Genomic DNA, 17120 nt, shown 5'->3' on the forward strand with positions numbered 1-17120 from the left:
CCATAGCCGGTGGCTATCAGGCCGACGAGTCGCCAGCGGCTATCATGTGCGGTCCGATGAACGACCTCCGCCCACATAACGCCTCCGCCGATCCCGGCCTGCGCCACCTGCGCAGGCAACTGGACACGGTTTCCAGCCGCGACTTCGGTCGCCTGCTGGGCCGTTGGCGTGCGCTGTCGCGCCGGCCCGACGCGAACAAGCTGGCGGCATTGATCGCGGATATCGAGCGTTCGGCGGCGAAGCGCCGCGCCCGCGTCGCCGCCAAGCCAGCGATCAGCCTGGACGAATCGCTGCCGATCAGCGCGCGCGGCGAGGACATCATCAAGCTGATCCGCGAGCATCAGGTGGTGGTGATCGCCGGCGAGACCGGCTCGGGCAAGACCACCCAACTGCCCAAGCTCTGCCTGGCTGCGGGTCGCGGTGAGGCGGGCATGATCGGCTGCACCCAGCCGCGCCGACTGGCCGCGCGCTCGGTCGCCCGTCGCGTGGCCGAGGAGCTGGGTACGCAGGTCGGTGACATCGTCGGTTTCCAGGTGCGTTTCAACGACCAGGTGTCCGAGCGCAGCCTGATCAAGTTCATGACCGACGGCATCCTGCTCGCCGAGACGCAGGGCGATCCGTGGCTGAGCGCGTACGACACCATCATCATCGACGAGGCGCACGAACGCAGCCTCAACATCGACTTCCTGCTCGGCTATCTGAAACAGCTGGCACTGAAGCGGCCGGAGCTGAAGATCATCGTCACCTCGGCGACGATCGACACCGCGCGCTTCGCCGAGCATTTCGACGGCGCGCCGGTAGTCGAAGTGGAAGGGCGCGCATATCCGGTCGAACTGCGCTGGCGCTCGCTCGAGGAAGTCGCCGCGCGGCAGGGCCGCAGCAAGGACATGCAGCAGGGCAGCGCTGAACATATCGCCGCGGTGCTCGATGAAATCAGCCACGACGATCCGCGCGGCGACGTGCTGATCTTCCTGCCCGGCGAACGCGAGATCCGCGACGCGCATCAGCTGCTGTCGCGGCGGCAATACCGCGAGACCGAGATCATGCCGCTGTACGCGCGGCTCTCCGCCGGCGATCAGGATCGCGTGTTCAAGCCCGGCATCAAGCGCCGTGTGGTACTGGCGACCAACGTCGCCGAAACCTCGCTCACCGTGCCGCGCATCCGCTACGTGATCGATACCGGCACAGCACGGGTGAAGCGCTACAGCCAGCGCAGTCAGCTCGAACGGCTGCACGTGGAGCCGATTTCGCAGGCCGCCGCCGACCAGCGCAAGGGCCGCTGCGGTCGCGTCGGGCCGGGCATCTGCTATCGCTTGTACGACGAGGCGGACTTCGCCAGCCGTGCCGCGTTCACCGATCCGGAGCTGCTGCGCTCATCGCTGGCCAACGTGATCCTGCGCATGCTGGCGCTGCAGCTGGGCGACGTGGAAGCGTTCCCGTTCCTGGAGGCGCCCGACCCGCGCGTGGTGGCGGACGGCTATCGCCGGCTCGCCGAGATTTCGGCGATCGACGACGCGCGCAAACTCACTGCGATAGGCCGCACGCTGGCGCGGCTGCCGATCGACGTGCAGCTGGCGCGCATGCTGGTCGAGGGTGAGAAGCTGCATTCGCTGCGCGAGCTGCTCACCATTGTGTCGTTCCTCAGCATCCAGGACCCGCGCGAACGCCCCTCCGATGCACGCCAGCAGGCCGACGCCGCGCATGCCCTGTTCACCGATCCGAAATCCGATTTCGTCGGCGTGCTGAACTTGTGGCGTGCCTATCACGACGCGCACGAGGAACTGACCCAGTCGAAACTGCGCGACTGGTGCTCGCGGCATTTCCTCAGCTTCATGCGCATGCGCGAGTGGCGTGAGCTGCATCGACAATTGTTGCTGGTAGTGCAGGAGCTTGGCTGGAAGCAGGATGTTTCGTCTCCCGCTCAGGACGAAGCGCGGAATGCACACCGGACTACTCCCCCTGCGCGCAGGGGGAGGCTGGGAGGGGATGAGGCTTTTCGCTCTGTTGCACAAAGTCAAAAGCGAACCCCTGCCCAACCCTCCCCTGCAAGCAGAGGAGGGAGTCAGGACAGCGACTCAGCTGATCGTCTCTACGAATCGGTACACCGCAGCCTTCTGGCCGGCCTGCCGACTCAGGTCGGCCGCAAGGACGAGAAAGACGTGTACCAGAGCACGCGCGAGCGCAAGTTCCACGTATTTCCCGGCTCGGCACTGTCCAAGGTGCCACCGAACTGGATCTTCTCCGCGCAGATTCTCGATGTGGGCGGTCGCGTGTGGGGCATGATGAATGCGCGAGTCGAGCCGTTGTGGGTCGAGCAGCAGGCGGCGCATCTGCTGCGCACGAGCTGCCGCGAGGCGCACTGGTCGAAGAAGCGCGGCTGCGTGGTGGCGTACGAGCAGGTCAGCCTGTTCGGTCTGGTGCTGGTGGAGAAGCGTCCGGTGACGTTCCAGCCGCAGGATCCGGCGTTGGCGCACGCGATCTTCCTGCGCGAGGCGCTGGTGCGTGGTGACATCGACAGCCGCGCTGATTTCGTGCGCGCGAATCAGCGTGTGCTGGAAGATGCGCTCGGCATCGAGGCGAAGCAGCGTCGCGAAGGACTGATCCGTCACGAGGACGATCTGGTCGCGTTCTTCGAAGGCAAGCTGCCCGAGGAGATCGCCAGCAGTCGCGCACTGGACGCGTGGTATCGCAAGGCGCGCCCGGCAGAGCAGGCGGCGTTGCGTTGGTCGCTGGATGACGTGATGGTCGGTGGTGCGGGGTTGGATGCGAAGGCGTTTCCTGCCGCGCTCGAAATCCCGCCGCTGGCCATGGATGGCCGACTGCCGCGAGCGCCCCAAGAGGAGGCACCCAAAGATCGGGCGCAGGATGCGCAGGAGCGGCCACAAAGGTACAAGTTGGAATATCGCTTTGTACCCGGCGACGAAGCCGACGGCGTCACCCTTCATCTGCCGCTGGCGATGTTGAACGCGCTGTCGCCCGCTCGTTGCGAATGGTTGGTGCCTGGCCTGCTGGGTGAGAAGGTGGCCGAGCTGATCCGTGGTCTGCCCAAAGCACTGCGCCGCAACTTCGTGCCGGCGCCGGATTTCGCGCGGGCGTTTGTCGAAGCCGAGTCGCCGCGCGACGAGCCGCTGGCGAAAACGCTGGCGACGTTCCTCAAGCGCGCCACCGGTGTCGACATCGCCGCGGCGGAATTTTCCGCCGTCGAGCTGCCGCCGCATTTCCGCATGCGTTACCGGTTGCACGATGAGGACGGGAAAACGCTGACCAGCGGCCGCGACCTCGCCGCGCTGCGTGGACAGTGGGAAGGTCAGGCTCGGGAAGCGTTCTCGCGCAACACCGATATCGAATTGACCCGCGAGGATGTGGCCAGCTGGGATTTCGAGGAGATCCCCGCGCAGGTGCGTTCCGGCGGCGGCCTGACAGCATTCCCGGCGCTGGTCGATCTGGGCGAAACGGTGGCGTTGCGCGTGTTCGAACGCAGCGACGAAGCGCGCGCGGCGCACCGGCAAGGCGTGGTGCGGCTGCTGCGCAATGCGTTGACCAGCGATGCAAAGCAGGCACGTCGGCGCCTGCCGATCGGCAACGCACTGGCGCTGAAGTACGCACCGCTCGGCGGTGTCGAAGGGCTGCGCGAGGATCTGCTCGAGGGCGGCTTCAGCGACTTGCTCGAACAGCATGATCTGGACGTGCGCACGGCCGGTGCGTTCGAAAAGCTGCGCACGCAATTTTCGCGCGAGCTGTTCGGCGCCGGCGTCGAGCGGCTGAAGCTGGCCGAGCCGATCATCGAGGCACAGGCCGACCTGAAGCCGTGGCTGCAGCCACCCTTGCTGGGCTTCGCGCGTGCCAGCTACGACGACCTGCGCGAACAGTTCGACGCCTTGCTGACGCCGGGCTTCCTGCGTGAGCTGCCGACGTCGCGGCTGGTGCATTATCCGCGTTACCTCAAGGCGATGCGCCTGCGCGGTGAGCGTCTTCGGCAGGATCCGGCGAAGGACCAGCAGCGCATGCTGCAGGTCATGCCGTACTGGCGTGCGTACCTGCAGCACCGCGCCGCCGGTACCGGCGCGGAGAACCTGGCCGAGCTGCGCTGGCTGATCGAGGAATGGCGCGTGTCGCTGTTCGCGCAGGAACTGAAGACCGCCGAACCGGTCTCGGCGAAGCGGCTGGCGAAGGCGCTGGCAGCGCTGGGCTGAGTCGCGTGGTCAGCGCACCCGCTCGACGTGCACATCGCCGTTGCAGCCGGTCACATACATCAGCCAGCTGCTCATCATTGACGGCTTGACCTTGACGACGGGGTTGTCGGCGCTCATGCAGGAGGGCGCATCCGAGCTGGCCTGCTTCCATACCTGACCATTGTCCAGGGTGAACTCGTCGTTGCCATGCCAGCCACCGAAGTGGCCCACGATATGCGCGTTGATCTTGGTGCGGGTGGCCTTGTCGGCATAGAACATCGGCTTGCCGCTGGCGTCGACCACTTTCGTGGTGACCTTGCCGTGTGTACTCAGCCAACTGTCGAGATTGGCCAGTTCCTGCGGCGACAGCTTGTCCAGTCCGGCCGCCTTGAACTCGGTGTCGCTCATGCGCTGCTGCAAGCCGCTGGCCTGCTGGGCGTGCACGGACAGACCGCACAACGGCAGCACCAGCAGCATGGAAAGGATCAGATGACGGGGGCGGATCGGCATGGGTGAATCCTCTGGGCACGATGGATCGTGGAACGGAATGATGCGCGATTCTGCGCGGTAAACCACCTCCAGGCCAAGCATCGCACTCACGCTGGCCCAGTTGTTCACGTGGATGACGGCTGGCGACACATCGCTGCGGCTACCATAGCGGTTCGTACTGGACATCCTGTTTCATGGCCCGAGCCGTCAAATCCTCCAGCCTGCTGTCGTGGCGCGATCGTGCCGGCAGCTTGCCGCCGCTGCTGGCCGGGGCGCTGCAGGTGTGTGCCGCACATTCCGTTCCCGAGGCGGAGTGTGGCGACGTGCTGGAGCTGCTCGGCATGCTCGGCTGCGATGCGCAGACCCAGGCGGCGGCGTTGTGGTTCGAGCTGGCACGGGTCGATCCGGCACTGTGGGCCGCGCAGGCTGCGACCCTGCCGGCGGAGTTGCAGCGACTGGTCAGCGGGCAACAGGCGGCCGAGCAGGTATGGGCGCTGCATGCACAGCGGTCGCCCGAAGGTGCCGCCGAAGGCTTGCGCCGGCTGTTGCTGGCGATCGTGCGCGACCTGCGCGTGGTGTTCGTGCTGCTGGCACGGCAGTTGGCACGCATGCGTGCGGCGGCCGAGTTGCCTGAGCCGGAGCGGGAGGCACTGGCACGGCTGACCCGCGACATCCACGCGCCGCTGGCGAACCGGCTCGGCATCTGGCAGCTGAAGTGGGAACTGGAGGATCTGGCTTTCCGCTACCTGCAGGCGGACACCTATCGGCGCATTGCGCAACTGCTGGACGAACGCCGTGCCGACCGCGAGACCTTCATCCGCGAATCGCTGGATGAACTGGGAAGCGCGCTCGAAGCAGCCGGTATCCGTGCCGATCTGGCCGGACGGCCGAAGCACATCTATTCGATCTGGAAGAAGATGCAGCGCAAGGCGCTGGAGTTCTCCGACCTGTATGACATCCGCGCCGTGCGCGTGCTGGTTGACAACGTCACCGACTGCTACGCCGCACTCGGTGTGGTGCATGCACGCTGGCCGCACCTGCCGGGCGAGTTCGACGACTACATCGCGCGGCCCAAGGGCAATGGCTACCAGTCGCTGCATACCGCCGTGCTGGGGCCGGCCGGGCGCACGCTGGAAGTGCAGATCCGCACCCACGACATGCACCATGCGAACGAGCTGGGCGTGGCCGCGCACTGGCGCTACAAGGAGGGCGGCAGCGCCGATGCCGAGTTCGAGGCGAAGATCGCCTGGATGCGCAAGCTGCTGGAGCCGCGCGGCGAAGACGACAATGCGCTGGCGGCCGACCTGCATACCGAATTGCTGGAGGACCGCGTCTACCTGCTGACGCCCAAGGGCGAGGTGTTCGATCTGGCGCGCGGCGCGACCGTATTGGACTTTGCCTATCTGGTGCACACCGAGGTTGGCCATCGTTGCCGCGGTGCCAAGGTCAACGGCCGCATCGTGCCGCTGACGTTCCAGCCGCAGAGCGGCGATCGCGTGGAAATTCTCACTGCCAAGGTGGCCGATCCCAGTCGTGACTGGCTATCGCCGCATCACGGCTACCTCAACACGGCGCGGGCGAAGGACAAGGTGCGCGCATGGTTCCATCGGATCGCCCACGACACCAACCTCGCGGTTGGCCGCGGCATGTTCGAGCGCGAGCTGAAGCGCCTCGCATTGTCGACGACGGACGTGGCCAAGTTGCCGGCGCATTTCCGTCTGAAGAATCATGACGAGCTGCTGATTGCGCTGGCGCTGGGCGAGATCACGCCCGGCCAGATCGCCCGTGTGCTGCAGGAGGCCGCACAGCCAGTGGAGCCGGCACCATCGATGGCACCGGTCGGCGCGCGCGCGACGGCGCCCGAACATGGCGCGCTCAGCATCGAGGGCATCGGCAACCTGCTGACCACGCTGGCGCGCTGCTGTCAGCCGCTGCCCGGCGACCCGGTACGCGGGTTCATCACCCGCGGCCGCGGTGTATCGGTGCATCGCTCGGATTGCGGCAGCCTCGCGCGACTGGCACGACGCGATCCGGATCGGGTGATCGAGGTCAGCTGGGGACGTGCCGCGGCGCAGGCCTACGAGGTTGATGTCGAGCTGCGCGGCTACGATCGCAAGGGTCTGCAGAAAGACGTCACCGGACTCATCAGCAATGCCGGCACCCACATCATTGCCTCGTCCAGTCGGCTGATCGCGAACAGCGGCGAGGTGGAGATGCGCTTCACCCTGCGTGTGCGCGACTTCGACCAGCTGTCGACCCTGCTCGGCAAGCTGCAGGCGCTGCCGAACGTGGTCGACGTGCGGCGCGTCGGTACCGGCTGAACTAGCTGGCCCCTGCAAGAGTCCAAGTCCGGACAGCATTGCGAGCAGGATTCGCCGGGTCGCGTGCGCCGCAAGCTGAACGCGCGTTGCGGCGGCGCGAAGCGCGTCGACAGCCCGATGCTAAGCTGCATCCGTTGCTTGCACAGACATGGATCATGAGCGGACGCCGAGACCAGCACGAAGCGGATTCACACGGTCGCACCGAACCCACCCTGGGCGATATCGATCACCTGGATGCGCCGCGCGCGCCAGCCGGTGACGGCCTGCCGCAGGTGACGGTCGAGCCGCGCCATTCGCGCACGCGCGCACCATCGCCGCCGCGTCGCGGCCGTCGACGTGGCTGGCTGCTGCCCTTGCTGCTGGTGCTGGTGGTCGGATTGGGGGCCGGGCTCTGGCTCAACCAGAACCGCCTGCGCGGGATGTTGCCACGCACCGATTTCAACAACGTGCTGGGGCAGGCGCAGCAGGCCTTGCAGGCCGGCCATCTGGATGGCCAGGACGGCACCAGTGCGCGCGAGCTGTTCCAGGCTGCGCTGGCGCTGGCACCGGACAATGATCGCGCCCGCGATGGTCTGCGCCAGGTGGGTCAGGCCGAGTTGTCACAGGCCGATGCCGCCATGCAGGCGGGCCGACTCGATCAGGCGGCACAACAGGCGGCGGTCGCCCGTGAATTGCTCGGCGGCGGCAGCGACATCGACCGGCTCGATCACTCGATCAGCAGCGCCCGTGGCGCACAGGTGCAGACCGTGGATCTGGTCGAACGTGCCCGGCAGGCACTCGCTGCCGGTCAGCTGGATGGTCCGCAGGGTGCCGGTGCGTTGTACCGGCAGATGCTGCAGGCCGATCCCGGCAACGCGGTGGCGGCACACGGGCTGGATCAGGTGGGCGATGCACTGGCCACGCGGGCACGCAAGGCGTTCGATGCGAACGATAGTGTCGGGGCGAACGCCAGCATCGAACAGCTTGCCGCCCTGCAGCCGAACAACGGTGCGTTGCCGGCACTGCGCGCGCGGCAGGCGCAGGTGCACCAGCAGGACAGCAGTGCGCTGGATGAGGCACTCAAGCAAGGTCAGGACGCATTGCGCGCTGGCCGCATCGGCGGTCCCGGCGACGATACCGCGCTGGCCCATTTCAAGGCGGCGCTCGCGCTCGATCCGGATAATGCACAGGCCAGGGCCGGGCTCGGCGACGTGGCCGAGGCGCTGACCGTGCAGGCGAACGCGGCGATCGATGCCGGCGACACGACGCAGGCCGGCAAACTGCTCGATCAGGCTGCACTGCTGGCGCCGAAATCGGCGGACCTCGCGGCGGCACGGGCGCGTCTGACCAGCGCTGCACAAACACCTGCTGCTGCGGCGCCGCCGGATGACGAAACCGCCGCTCCCGCACCGCCATCGTTGTCGCCGCAGCAAAGTGCCGCGGTGGCGCAGCTGGTGCAACGCGCCCAGGTGGCTACGCAGAACGGCAACATCATGATGCCGCCCGGCGACAGTGCGTATGACCTGTACCGCAGCGCGCTGGCTATCGACGGCAACAATGCGGCCGCCCAGCAGGGATTGCAGGCGCTGCCTGGTCAGGTCGAGCAGCAATTCAATCAGGATCTCGCCGGCGGAAAACTGGGGCAGGCCAACGACATGCTGGCGAATCTCGCCGATCTGGCGCCCGGCAATGCCGCGCAGGGCGCGCTCGGCAACCGGCTGGCGTCAGCGTGGCTCGACCAGGCCGAGCAGCAGCTGGCGAGTGGTGATCGGGCGGGCGCCACACAGTCGCTGGATCGCGCCCGCAAGCTTGCGCCGAATCATCCGCGTGTGCTGGATCTCAGCGCACGACTGCAGGCCAGCCCGTGAGCGTGGGATGACAGTACTGGTCCTTGGCGGCAGCAGTCAGATCGGTCATTTCCTGCTGCCGCGCCTGCGCGCCAGCGGCGAGCAGGTGCTGGCGCTGAGCCGGCAACCACGACCGGCGCAGACCGGCGTGGAATGGTTGCAGGGCGCGTTGTCCGATAGCGTGCCAGCGCTGCCGCCGTTGTCGGCGATCATCAGCTTCGGGCCGCTGGAGGCGCTGGCCGCATGGTTGTCGCAGGTCCCGCTGAACAACGCGCCACGCGTGATCGCCACCAGTTCGATGAGTGCCGAGACCAAGCGTGATTCCGGCGTGCCGGCGGAGCGTGACATCTCGCGCCTGTTGCGCGAAAGCGAGGCGGCGTTGGCGACCGCCTGCGCCCGTCATGGCTGCGCCTGGACGGTGCTGCGGCCAACCCTGATCTATGGCGCCGGACTGGACAAGAGCCTGACCCCGATCGCGCGCCGCGCGATGCGCTTGCGACTGTTTCCGTTGCCGGCCGGCAACGGCCTGCGTCAGCCGGTGCATGCGGACGATATTGCACAGGCGGTGCTGGCTGCGCTGGAATGCCCGGCGGCGGCCGGACGGATCCTGCCGATAGGCGGTGGCGAACGGCTGCCGGTCGCGGAGATGTTTGCTCGCGTGCGTGGCAGCCTGCCGCGTTCCACCATGCCACTACCACTGCCGGCGTGGCTGCTGCGACTGGGGCAACAGGTGCTGCCACCGTTGCGTGGCCCGTTGAACCGGCTGAGCGCCGATCTGGTAGCTGACAACGACGAGTTGCGGCGGCTGCTCGGCATCAACCCGCGGCCGTTCCGGCCGGAGCCGTCGATGTGGATGGCGCCTGTGTAGGAGCGGCTTCAGCCGCGAGGCTTTTGATCGCTCTTGATCCCAATCCCGACACCAGAGCATCGCGGCTGAAGCCGCTCCTGCAGGTGATTGGTCACATTGCCACCGTTCCGCCCCGAAACCGGCTCCGGCGTTCATATGCGCGCCGGGGTGCAGGCCCTATGATCGATACACTTTGCTGCCGGATTCCCCCACGTTGGCCTTTTTGACCCGTACTCGTTCGCTCCTGCACCGCTGCTGGCCGTGGTTGCGCATTCCGTTCTGGATCGGCATGGGCCTGTTGTTCGGCTTCGTGCTGCCGTACACGCTGGTACTGAACAAGCGCGTGCAGGATCGCTTCAACGATCTGGTCTTCGCAGTGCCTACCCGTGTCTACGCGCGCCCATTGCCGTTGGCCGCCGGCATGCCGATGACCCCGGCGGCGCTGGAACTGGAGCTGACCTTCGCTGGCTACAGTGAGGATGGCCATGGTCAGGTGGCCGGCAGCTGGGTGAGGCTGGGCACGCGTTACACGATTTCCTCGCGTGGCTACGCCGGCCCTGACGGCGGCGAGCTGCCGAAACGCATCCGTGTCACCCTGGGCAAGGGCGATGTGCAGTCGGTGCAGGACCTGACCAACGACAAGAACATCGCGCTGGCTCATCTGGACCCGGCGCGTATCGCCACGCTGTACGGCGCCACGCAGGAGGAGCGCCGCTTCGTGCGCCTGGCCGACGTGCCGCCGCTGCTGGTCAGCGGGTTGCAGGCGGTCGAGGATCGTGATTTCAAGCATCATATCGGCGTCGACTTCAGCGCCATTGCACGCGCCGCGTTCGCCAACGTGCGTGCCGGACATACCGTGCAGGGCGGCTCCACGCTGACCCAGCAGCTGGTGCGCAACCTGTTCCTGAGCCGCGATCAGAACTTCACGCGCAAGATCAACGAAGCGTTGATGTCGATGTTGCTGGAGGCCCACTACAGCAAGGACCGGATTCTCGAGGCCTACGTCAACGACGTGTTCCTTGGCCAGCAGGGTGATCAGGCGGTGCATGGTTTTGCCGCGGCGTCGGAGTTCTACTTCGGCCGTCGACTGGAGGATCTGCGGCCGCAGGAGATTGCCTTGCTGGTCGGCATGGTGAAGGGGCCGAGCTATTACGACCCGCGTCGCGCGCCGGCACGGGCGCTGACCCGGCGCAACCTGGTGCTGCAGGAGTTCGCCAGCACCGGCCTGCTCACCGCCGCGCAGGTGAATGCCGCGCAGGCCGCGCCGCTGGATGTGGTCAGCAACGGTCAGCTGCCGCATAACCGTTTCCCTGCATTCATGCAGCTGGTGCGCACGCAGATCACCGCCGATTTCGATGACGAGACCCTGAGCCAGGGCAATCTGTCGGTATTCACCACGCTCGATCCGGCCGCCCAGCTGTATACCGAGCAGTCGATCAGCAGCACGATGAAGAGCCTCGGCAAGCGTGCTGACACGCTGCAGGCGGCGGCCGTGGTGACCGATGCGCAAACCGGCAGCGTGCTGGCCGTGGTCGGCAGCAAGATTCCGGGTGACCAGGGCTTCAATCGCGCGCTAGACGCACGCCGCCCGGTCGGTTCGACGATCAAGCCGTTCGTCTACCTGGTGGCGCTGACCCAGCCCGAACGCTGGAACCTGGCCAGCCTGCTCGACGACAGTCCGCTCAGCATGCGCCAGCCGGACGGCAGCACGTGGACGCCGCAGAATGACGACAACCAGAGCCACGGCCAGGTGCCGATGGTCGATGCACTGGCGCGTTCGTGGAATATCGCAAGCATTCGGCTGGGCCTGGATGTGGGCTTGCCGCGGATCAAATCGTTCCTCGAATCGTTCGGCCTCACCGGCGTCAATCCCAGCCCGTCGCTGCTGATCGGTGCGCTGGATCTGGCACCGCTGCAACTGACCCAGTTGTATCAATACATCGCCGCCGACGGCCATGCATTGCCGCTGGTGGCTGTGCGTGGCGTGGTCGATGGCAACGGGCGCACCATCAAGCGCTATCAGGTGCAGTCCGGCAACGGCGAATACCAGGACGCGGTGCATCTGACCACCTGGGCAATGCAGCAGGTGGCGCTGCGCGGCACTGCCAGCTCGATTGGCAGTTCCGGGCTGGCGTGGCTGCATGCCGCCGGCAAGACCGGCACCAGCAACGACACCCGCGACAGCTGGTTTGCCGGTTTCACCGGCGAGCATCTGGCGGTGTTCTGGATGGGTCGCGACGACAACAAATCAACCGGCCTGTTCGGCGCTACCGGTGCGCTGCGCGCATGGCGCGAGCTGTTTGCCAAGCTGCCGACCCAGCCGCTTTCCGCCGCGCCGGCGGCGGGACTGGAAATGGCCTGGATCAACCCGGCCGACGGCAAGCGCACCGAGGCGCAGTGCGAAGGTGCGCTGCAGGTGCCGGTGATTGCCGGCAGCTTGTCCAGCGATACCGAAGGCTGTTTCTGGCAAGGTGTACAGAGCCTGTTCGGCGGCGACCATCCTGCCTCCGCCGGCAGCGCCACGCCTGCCGCCACCGATACCTCCATCCGGAACTGACCATGCTGCATCCGTTCAAGCGATCGTGCGTACTTCCCTTGCTGCTGGCTGCCGGCGTGCTCGGCGGCTGCAGTCTGTTCGAGCGTACGCCGACTCCGGCCACGCCGGCGGCGGTGCCGGATCACGACATGATCGGTGCGATCCATGCGGCCGGCGATCGCGAAAAGTCCGTCATCGACGTCAACCCGCTGCGCGATCCCGGGGTCTCCGCCTTGCAAGACGTTGCCAGCACCGACGAGCAGGCTGGTCGCTATGCGGACGCGGCCGCCAAGCTCGATCAGGCACTCAAGCTCAGCCCGGACTCGCCCGACCTGCTGCAGGATCGCGCCGAGATCGCGATACGCCTGAAGGACTTCGCCACCGCGGAAAGGCTCGCCCACCAGTCGTGGTCGCTCGGTCCCAAACTCGGCCCGCTGTGTGCGCGCAACTGGCAGACCATCGTCGAGATGCGCCTGCAGGCTGGCGACGAAGCCGGTGCCGACACCGCACGCAAGTGGGTGCAGCAGTGCCACAAGGGTGGCGTTCCGCGGTACTGAGTGCGGCCCGCTGTCGACCCATTACACGGTCAACAGCGGTGACATCACTTCAGAACAGCGCTACCAGCAACAATACGATGCCGACGATGCTGGCTGCCCAGATCAGAGTGCGGACATAGGCGATGCCGGCGGCATACACAGGTACGTAGGTGAGCCGGGCCCAGAAGTAGAGCTGGGCGCCAAGCACGGTCATGCCGCTATGACGCTGCAGCAGATGGGCGATCAGCACGACCGCGACGAAGAACGGGAAGGTCTCCAGGAAATTGGCGCGGGCGCGATCCAGTCGAGCGGCGACGCCGGTCAGCGCTGGCGTGACGCCATCGCGCGCGCCTGCGGCCCAACCCAGTCCGCGTTGACTGACCGAGCATGTCGCGGCGAGCGCGATCTGCACGAGTCCCAGCACGACACTCCACACCAGCATGCTCAGTTCGGTCGTCATGATGTGTTCCCCGTTGTGGTGCTGGCATGGTGAACCTTTGCGATGGCCCATGCCAGTGAGTGGCCTGGTTTGCCGCGCCGGTCCACTCGGCCATACTTGATGGATGACTGATCTTGACGACACCGGGTCCGACGATACTGGCGCCCTGCTCGGTGCCGATGGGCCGTTCGCCCGTGAGCTGCCGAACTTCGCGCCGCGGTTGGCACAGCAAGCGATGGCGCGCGCGGTGCAACACGCGATCGCCGGTCGCGACACGCTGATTGCCGAAGCCGGTACCGGCACCGGCAAGACGTTCGCCTACCTGGTACCAGCACTGCTGTCAGGCGAGCGGGTGATCATCTCCACCGGCACCAAGACGCTGCAGGACCAGCTGTATTTTCGCGATCTGCCCAAGGTGCGTTCGGTGCTGGGTGCGCGGCTGAAGACGGCGTTGCTGAAAGGGCGCGCGAATTACCTGTGCCTGTACCGGCTCGACCAGGCCGTTCGTGAGGGTGCCACCTACGAGCGTACGCAGGCCGCGCAGCTGGCGACGATACGCGCGTGGTCGGCATGCACGCGTCGCGGCGACCGCATGGAACTGGCCGAGGTGCCGGAAGAGTCCCCGCTGTGGCCACGAGTTACTTCAACGCCGGAAAACTGCCTCGGCGTGGAGTGCCCGTTCTTCGACGACTGCCATGTGGTGAAGGCGCGTCGTGAGGCCATGGAGGCGGACGTGGTGGTGGTCAATCACCATCTGCTGTTCGCCGACCTGGCGTTGAAGCAGGAGGGCTTCGGCGAGATTCTGCCGGGCGCTGCAGCGTTCATCCTGGATGAAGCGCACCAGATTCCCGAGTTGGCCGGGCAGTTTTTCTCGCAGAGCATCAGTGCACGCCAGCTGACCGAACTGGCGCAGGACGCACTGACCGAATGCAACGGCATCACCGGCGCGATCGGCCTGCTGCTGGAGCCGGTTGAAGCGCTGCAGGACGCACTGCGCAAGCTGCGCTTGGCGATGGATGCGTTGCCGTCGCGCGGCGCGTTCCAGCAACTGGAGGATCGCGACGGTGTGCGCGAGGGGTTGCACGATCTGCGCGAACTGCTGGCGACGCTGGCCGAACTGCTTGCCTCGCAGGCCGAGCGTTCGCGTGGTTTCACGAATCTGCACGAGCGCGCCGACCTATTCGTCGAGCGGCTGGACCGCATCGTCGAATCGCATGGCGATCATGACGTGCGTTGGTATGAAAGCTTTCCGCGCGGCTTCGCTCTGTACGCCACGCCGCTGGATCTGGCGGCGCCGATGCGCGGCTTGCGCGAACGCACCCATGCGGCGTGGATACATACCTCGGCCACGCTGTCAGTGGCTGGCAACTTTGATCATTTCGCGCGCCAGCTCGGGCTGGACGATCCGCAGACGCTGAGTCTGGAGAGCCCATTCGACTATGCGCAGCAGGCATTGTGTTATCTGCCGTCCGGCTTGACCGATCCGAACGCACGCGATTACACCGAGCAGGTGATCGAGACGATATTGCCGGTGCTGCACGCCTCGAATGGCCGTGCGTTCCTGCTGTTCACCTCGCATCGCGCGCTGCGTCGCGCAGCCGAACTGTTGCAGGACAAGGTGCCGTGGCCGCTGTTCGTGCAGGGCACCGCGCCGCGGCCGCGCCTGCTGGAGGAATTCCGCGCCAGTGGCCATGGCGTGCTGCTTGGTGCGGCGAGTTTCTGGGAAGGCGTCGACGTGGTCGGCGAAGCGCTCAGCGTAGTGGTGATCGACAAGCTGCCATTCGCTGCACCCGACGATCCGGTACTGATGGCGCGGCTGGAGGCGCTGGAACAATCCGGCATCAACCCGTTCATGGGCTGGCAGGTACCCAGCGCCGTGATTGCACTGAAGCAGGGTGCCGGTCGACTCATCCGCGACGTGCACGATCGCGGCGTGCTGGTGCTGTGCGATCCGCGGCTGACCAGCAAGGGTTATGGCAAGCTGTTCCTGGCCAGTCTGCCGCCGATGCCGCGCACGCGCGAACTGGCCGATGTGCGAGCATTCTTCGATGACGCGCAAGCCATGACCGTCGACGCGTCCGTGAGCAACCCGTAGAGCGGCTTCAGCCGCGATGCTTTCCAGGCTATACGATACACAATGAAATCGCGGCTGAAGCCGCTCCCACAAAACAGCATGTGCAGCGAGGCAGACGATGGCAAAGGCAATCGGACTCGGCGGGATCTTCTTCAAGTCGCGCGACCCGGCGGCACTCAGCGCGTGGTACGCGAAACATCTGGGCCTGCCTCTCGAAGACTGGGGCGGCGTGCGCTTCGACGAGGATGCGGCGCGTCCGGGCTCCACGTTATGGGCGCCGTTCGCCGCCGACAGCGGTTACTTCGCGCCGAGCACGCAGCCGTACATGATCAATTTTCGCGTGGACGATCTCGCTGCGCTGCTGGCGCAACTGCACGCCGACGGTGTCGCGGTGGACGAACGCACGGACACCAACGAACTGGGCAGCTTCGGCTGGATCATGGATCCGGACGGCACGCGGATCGAGCTGTGGCAGCCACCGGCGTAAATCGGTGTATCTGTCTCAGATTGCTGGCGCGAAAGTCCGATAGATGACGGTCGAGATCGAGCCCGATCTGTCCACTGCACCTGAACTTCTAGGTGTACTGGAGGAACTGCGTCAACGCGAGCCGATCTTTCATCGTCCCGAATTCGGCAATACTCGCGCCGACTTCGAACGCATGACCGAAGCAGATTTCTGGGAAGTGGGTGCATCCGGCCGGCGCTACAGTCGGCAGTGCGTCCTCGACGTGCTCGACGCACGGCGTGACTCGTCCGAGCCGGATGTATGGGAGACCTCGGGTTTCCACTGTCGCCAGCTCGCAACGGATACCTACCTGCTCACCTACACGTTGCGGCAGGGTTTACGGCTGACCCGGCGCGCAACTATCTGGCGGCATGCTCCGGACGGCTGGAAGATCGTGTTCCACCAGGGTACCGAAGTGGCAGACAGCTGAGTCGTCAGTCCAAGGCTGCGCCGAAGCGATCCCCGCGCGGCAGGTAGTGATGCTGCGGGTCCAGTGAAGCAGCCACATAGCGCGAGCGGCCGACGATCTCGTTGCGCGGGAAGAAGCCGAAATAGCGCGAATCCATGCTGTTGTCGCGATCGTCGCCGAGCAGCAGGTACTGGCCGGGCGGCACCTTTACCGGTCCGAAAGTGCTGGCCGGGCTCGGCCAGTTCGCCGACAGGCGTATCGCGTGGCGCATGTCGCCATAGCGTTCGATTTCGTAATGCGCCGGATTCTGCAGGTCGTCGTGGATACCGTCGTAGCTGCCGACGGTATAGCTGGCCGCGTGGCCATTGATGTAAAGCACGTTGCCGCCCATCGCCACTTCATCGCCGGGCAGGCCGATCACCCGCTTCACCAGCCGCTCGTTGGCCGCGTGTGAATCCAGCACCACGATGTCGCCGCGTTGCGGGTCGGCCAGATGCAGCAGCGAAATGTGGGTCAGCGGCAGGCGGATGTCGTAGGCCGCCTTGTCGACCAGGATGCGGTCGCCGATCTTGATGGTGGGTTGCATCGACCCGCTCGGCACCACGTTCCAGTCGGCCACCGCGCTGCGGAACATGATCATGCACAGCATGAAGGTGATGAAGCCCTTGTTGCGTGCCAGAAACTTCGCGATCGCGTGCATGGAACCCCCTGACTGATTGGATGGGTGCATCCCGTCGACTTCGGCAAATCCCGGATGCCTCAGCAAGAGTGACCACGCCAGCCAGGCGAAGGTTCTGCACGGCTGAATCCTTCGCGGCAACTACCGATCAGGGCTTGCCGAGATCAGCGCGTCGGGGGCGACACCGGATACGCGACCTTCGGGATGAAGTCCCGGGCGCTCCATGGCGGCCAGATCGCATCGATATGCCGACGGTATTGGCCCGGTTGCGTCGCGGCGAACAACAG

12 protein-coding genes are annotated in these 17120 nt (G+C 66.1%); 9 read left to right on the top strand and 3 right to left on the bottom strand.

The window, feature by feature from the left end; genetic code table 11:
• The first annotated feature begins 56 nt into the window (after nt 1-56).
• Complete coding sequence (gene hrpA, locus B0E48_RS03740; protein WP_077516942.1) at nt 57-4193, top strand: ATP-dependent RNA helicase HrpA; 4137 nt, start codon at nt 57-59, stop codon at nt 4191-4193.
• Between the two features lie 9 nt (nt 4194-4202).
• Here hrpA and B0E48_RS03745 read toward each other — a convergent pair whose 3' ends face one another.
• On the bottom strand, nt 4203-4847 hold the full coding sequence (locus B0E48_RS03745) for a hypothetical protein (protein ID WP_254423836.1): 645 nt from the start codon (nt 4845-4847) through the stop codon (nt 4203-4205).
• A gap of 8 nt (nt 4848-4855) precedes the next feature.
• Here B0E48_RS03745 and B0E48_RS03750 point away from each other — a divergent pair, with 8 nt between their 5' ends.
• From B0E48_RS03750 to B0E48_RS03770, 5 genes are all read left to right on the top strand, one after another.
• Nucleotides 4856-6982, top strand: a complete 2127-nt coding sequence (locus B0E48_RS03750; RefSeq protein ID WP_077516079.1) for a bifunctional (p)ppGpp synthetase/guanosine-3',5'-bis(diphosphate) 3'-pyrophosphohydrolase — start codon at nt 4856-4858, stop codon at nt 6980-6982.
• 155 nt (nt 6983-7137) lie between these two features.
• Nucleotides 7138-8829: a hypothetical protein gene (locus B0E48_RS03755; protein WP_077516081.1), complete on the top strand. Its 1692-nt coding sequence runs from the start codon at nt 7138-7140 to the stop codon at nt 8827-8829.
• Nucleotides 8830-8836: 7 nt separating this feature from the next.
• Nucleotides 8837-9676, top strand: a complete 840-nt coding sequence (locus tag B0E48_RS03760) for an NAD-dependent epimerase/dehydratase family protein (protein WP_077516083.1) — start codon at nt 8837-8839, stop codon at nt 9674-9676.
• A gap of 193 nt (nt 9677-9869) precedes the next feature.
• Nucleotides 9870-12212 carry a penicillin-binding protein 1B gene (gene mrcB / locus B0E48_RS03765; RefSeq protein ID WP_077516085.1) on the top strand — a complete coding sequence of 781 codons (2343 nt, stop codon included), beginning with the start codon at nt 9870-9872 and terminating at the stop codon, nt 12210-12212.
• A 2-nt stretch (nt 12213-12214) separates the two neighbouring features.
• Nucleotides 12215-12748: a tetratricopeptide repeat protein gene (locus B0E48_RS03770; RefSeq protein ID WP_077516087.1), complete on the top strand. Its 534-nt coding sequence runs from the start codon at nt 12215-12217 to the stop codon at nt 12746-12748.
• A 49-nt stretch (nt 12749-12797) separates the two neighbouring features.
• On the opposite strand, the gene B0E48_RS03775 is transcribed toward B0E48_RS03770, so the two are convergent.
• Nucleotides 12798-13187, bottom strand: coding sequence for an MAPEG family protein (locus B0E48_RS03775; RefSeq protein ID WP_077516089.1), 390 nt, complete (start codon nt 13185-13187; stop codon nt 12798-12800).
• A 103-nt stretch (nt 13188-13290) separates the two neighbouring features.
• Between B0E48_RS03775 and B0E48_RS03780 the strand changes: the two genes are divergently transcribed.
• From B0E48_RS03780 to B0E48_RS03790, 3 genes are all read left to right on the top strand, one after another.
• On the top strand, nt 13291-15261 hold the full coding sequence (locus tag B0E48_RS03780; protein WP_077516090.1) for an ATP-dependent DNA helicase: 1971 nt from the start codon (nt 13291-13293) through the stop codon (nt 15259-15261).
• A 97-nt stretch (nt 15262-15358) separates the two neighbouring features.
• A complete protein-coding gene (locus B0E48_RS03785) occupies nt 15359-15727 on the top strand; it encodes a VOC family protein (protein WP_077516092.1) in 369 nt (122 codons plus the stop codon).
• A 43-nt stretch (nt 15728-15770) separates the two neighbouring features.
• On the top strand, nt 15771-16175 hold the full coding sequence (locus B0E48_RS03790) for a DUF4440 domain-containing protein (RefSeq protein ID WP_217317802.1): 405 nt from the start codon (nt 15771-15773) through the stop codon (nt 16173-16175).
• A gap of 4 nt (nt 16176-16179) precedes the next feature.
• Here B0E48_RS03790 and lepB read toward each other — a convergent pair whose 3' ends face one another.
• Nucleotides 16180-16854: a signal peptidase I gene (gene lepB, locus B0E48_RS03795; protein WP_077516093.1), complete on the bottom strand. Its 675-nt coding sequence runs from the start codon at nt 16852-16854 to the stop codon at nt 16180-16182.
• Nucleotides 16855-17120: the final 266 nt, after the last annotated feature.

It is taken from the genome of Rhodanobacter sp. C03 (assembly GCF_002001175.1).
GTDB lineage: Bacteria > Pseudomonadota > Gammaproteobacteria > Xanthomonadales > Rhodanobacteraceae > Rhodanobacter.

Excerpts from the sequence above, each read along its gene's own strand:
- B0E48_RS03750 (WP_077516079.1), top strand. The coding sequence starts at position 4,856 with ATGGCCCGAGCCGTCAAATCCTCCAGCCTGCTGTCGTGGCGCGATCGT.
- B0E48_RS03775 (WP_077516089.1), bottom strand. The coding sequence starts at position 13,187 with ATGACGACCGAACTGAGCATGCTGGTGTGGAGTGTCGTGCTGGGACTC.
- B0E48_RS03760 (WP_077516083.1), top strand. The coding sequence starts at position 8,837 with ATGACAGTACTGGTCCTTGGCGGCAGCAGTCAGATCGGTCATTTCCTG.
- B0E48_RS03770 (WP_077516087.1), top strand. The coding sequence starts at position 12,215 with ATGCTGCATCCGTTCAAGCGATCGTGCGTACTTCCCTTGCTGCTGGCT.
- B0E48_RS03780 (WP_077516090.1), top strand. The coding sequence starts at position 13,291 with ATGACTGATCTTGACGACACCGGGTCCGACGATACTGGCGCCCTGCTC.
- hrpA (WP_077516942.1), top strand. The coding sequence starts at position 57 with ATGAACGACCTCCGCCCACATAACGCCTCCGCCGATCCCGGCCTGCGC.
- B0E48_RS03790 (WP_217317802.1), top strand. The coding sequence starts at position 15,771 with ATGACGGTCGAGATCGAGCCCGATCTGTCCACTGCACCTGAACTTCTA.
- B0E48_RS03745 (WP_254423836.1), bottom strand. The coding sequence starts at position 4,847 with ATGTCCAGTACGAACCGCTATGGTAGCCGCAGCGATGTGTCGCCAGCC.
- lepB (WP_077516093.1), bottom strand. The coding sequence starts at position 16,854 with ATGCACGCGATCGCGAAGTTTCTGGCACGCAACAAGGGCTTCATCACC.
- B0E48_RS03755 (WP_077516081.1), top strand. The coding sequence starts at position 7,138 with ATGAGCGGACGCCGAGACCAGCACGAAGCGGATTCACACGGTCGCACC.
- B0E48_RS03785 (WP_077516092.1), top strand. The coding sequence starts at position 15,359 with ATGGCAAAGGCAATCGGACTCGGCGGGATCTTCTTCAAGTCGCGCGAC.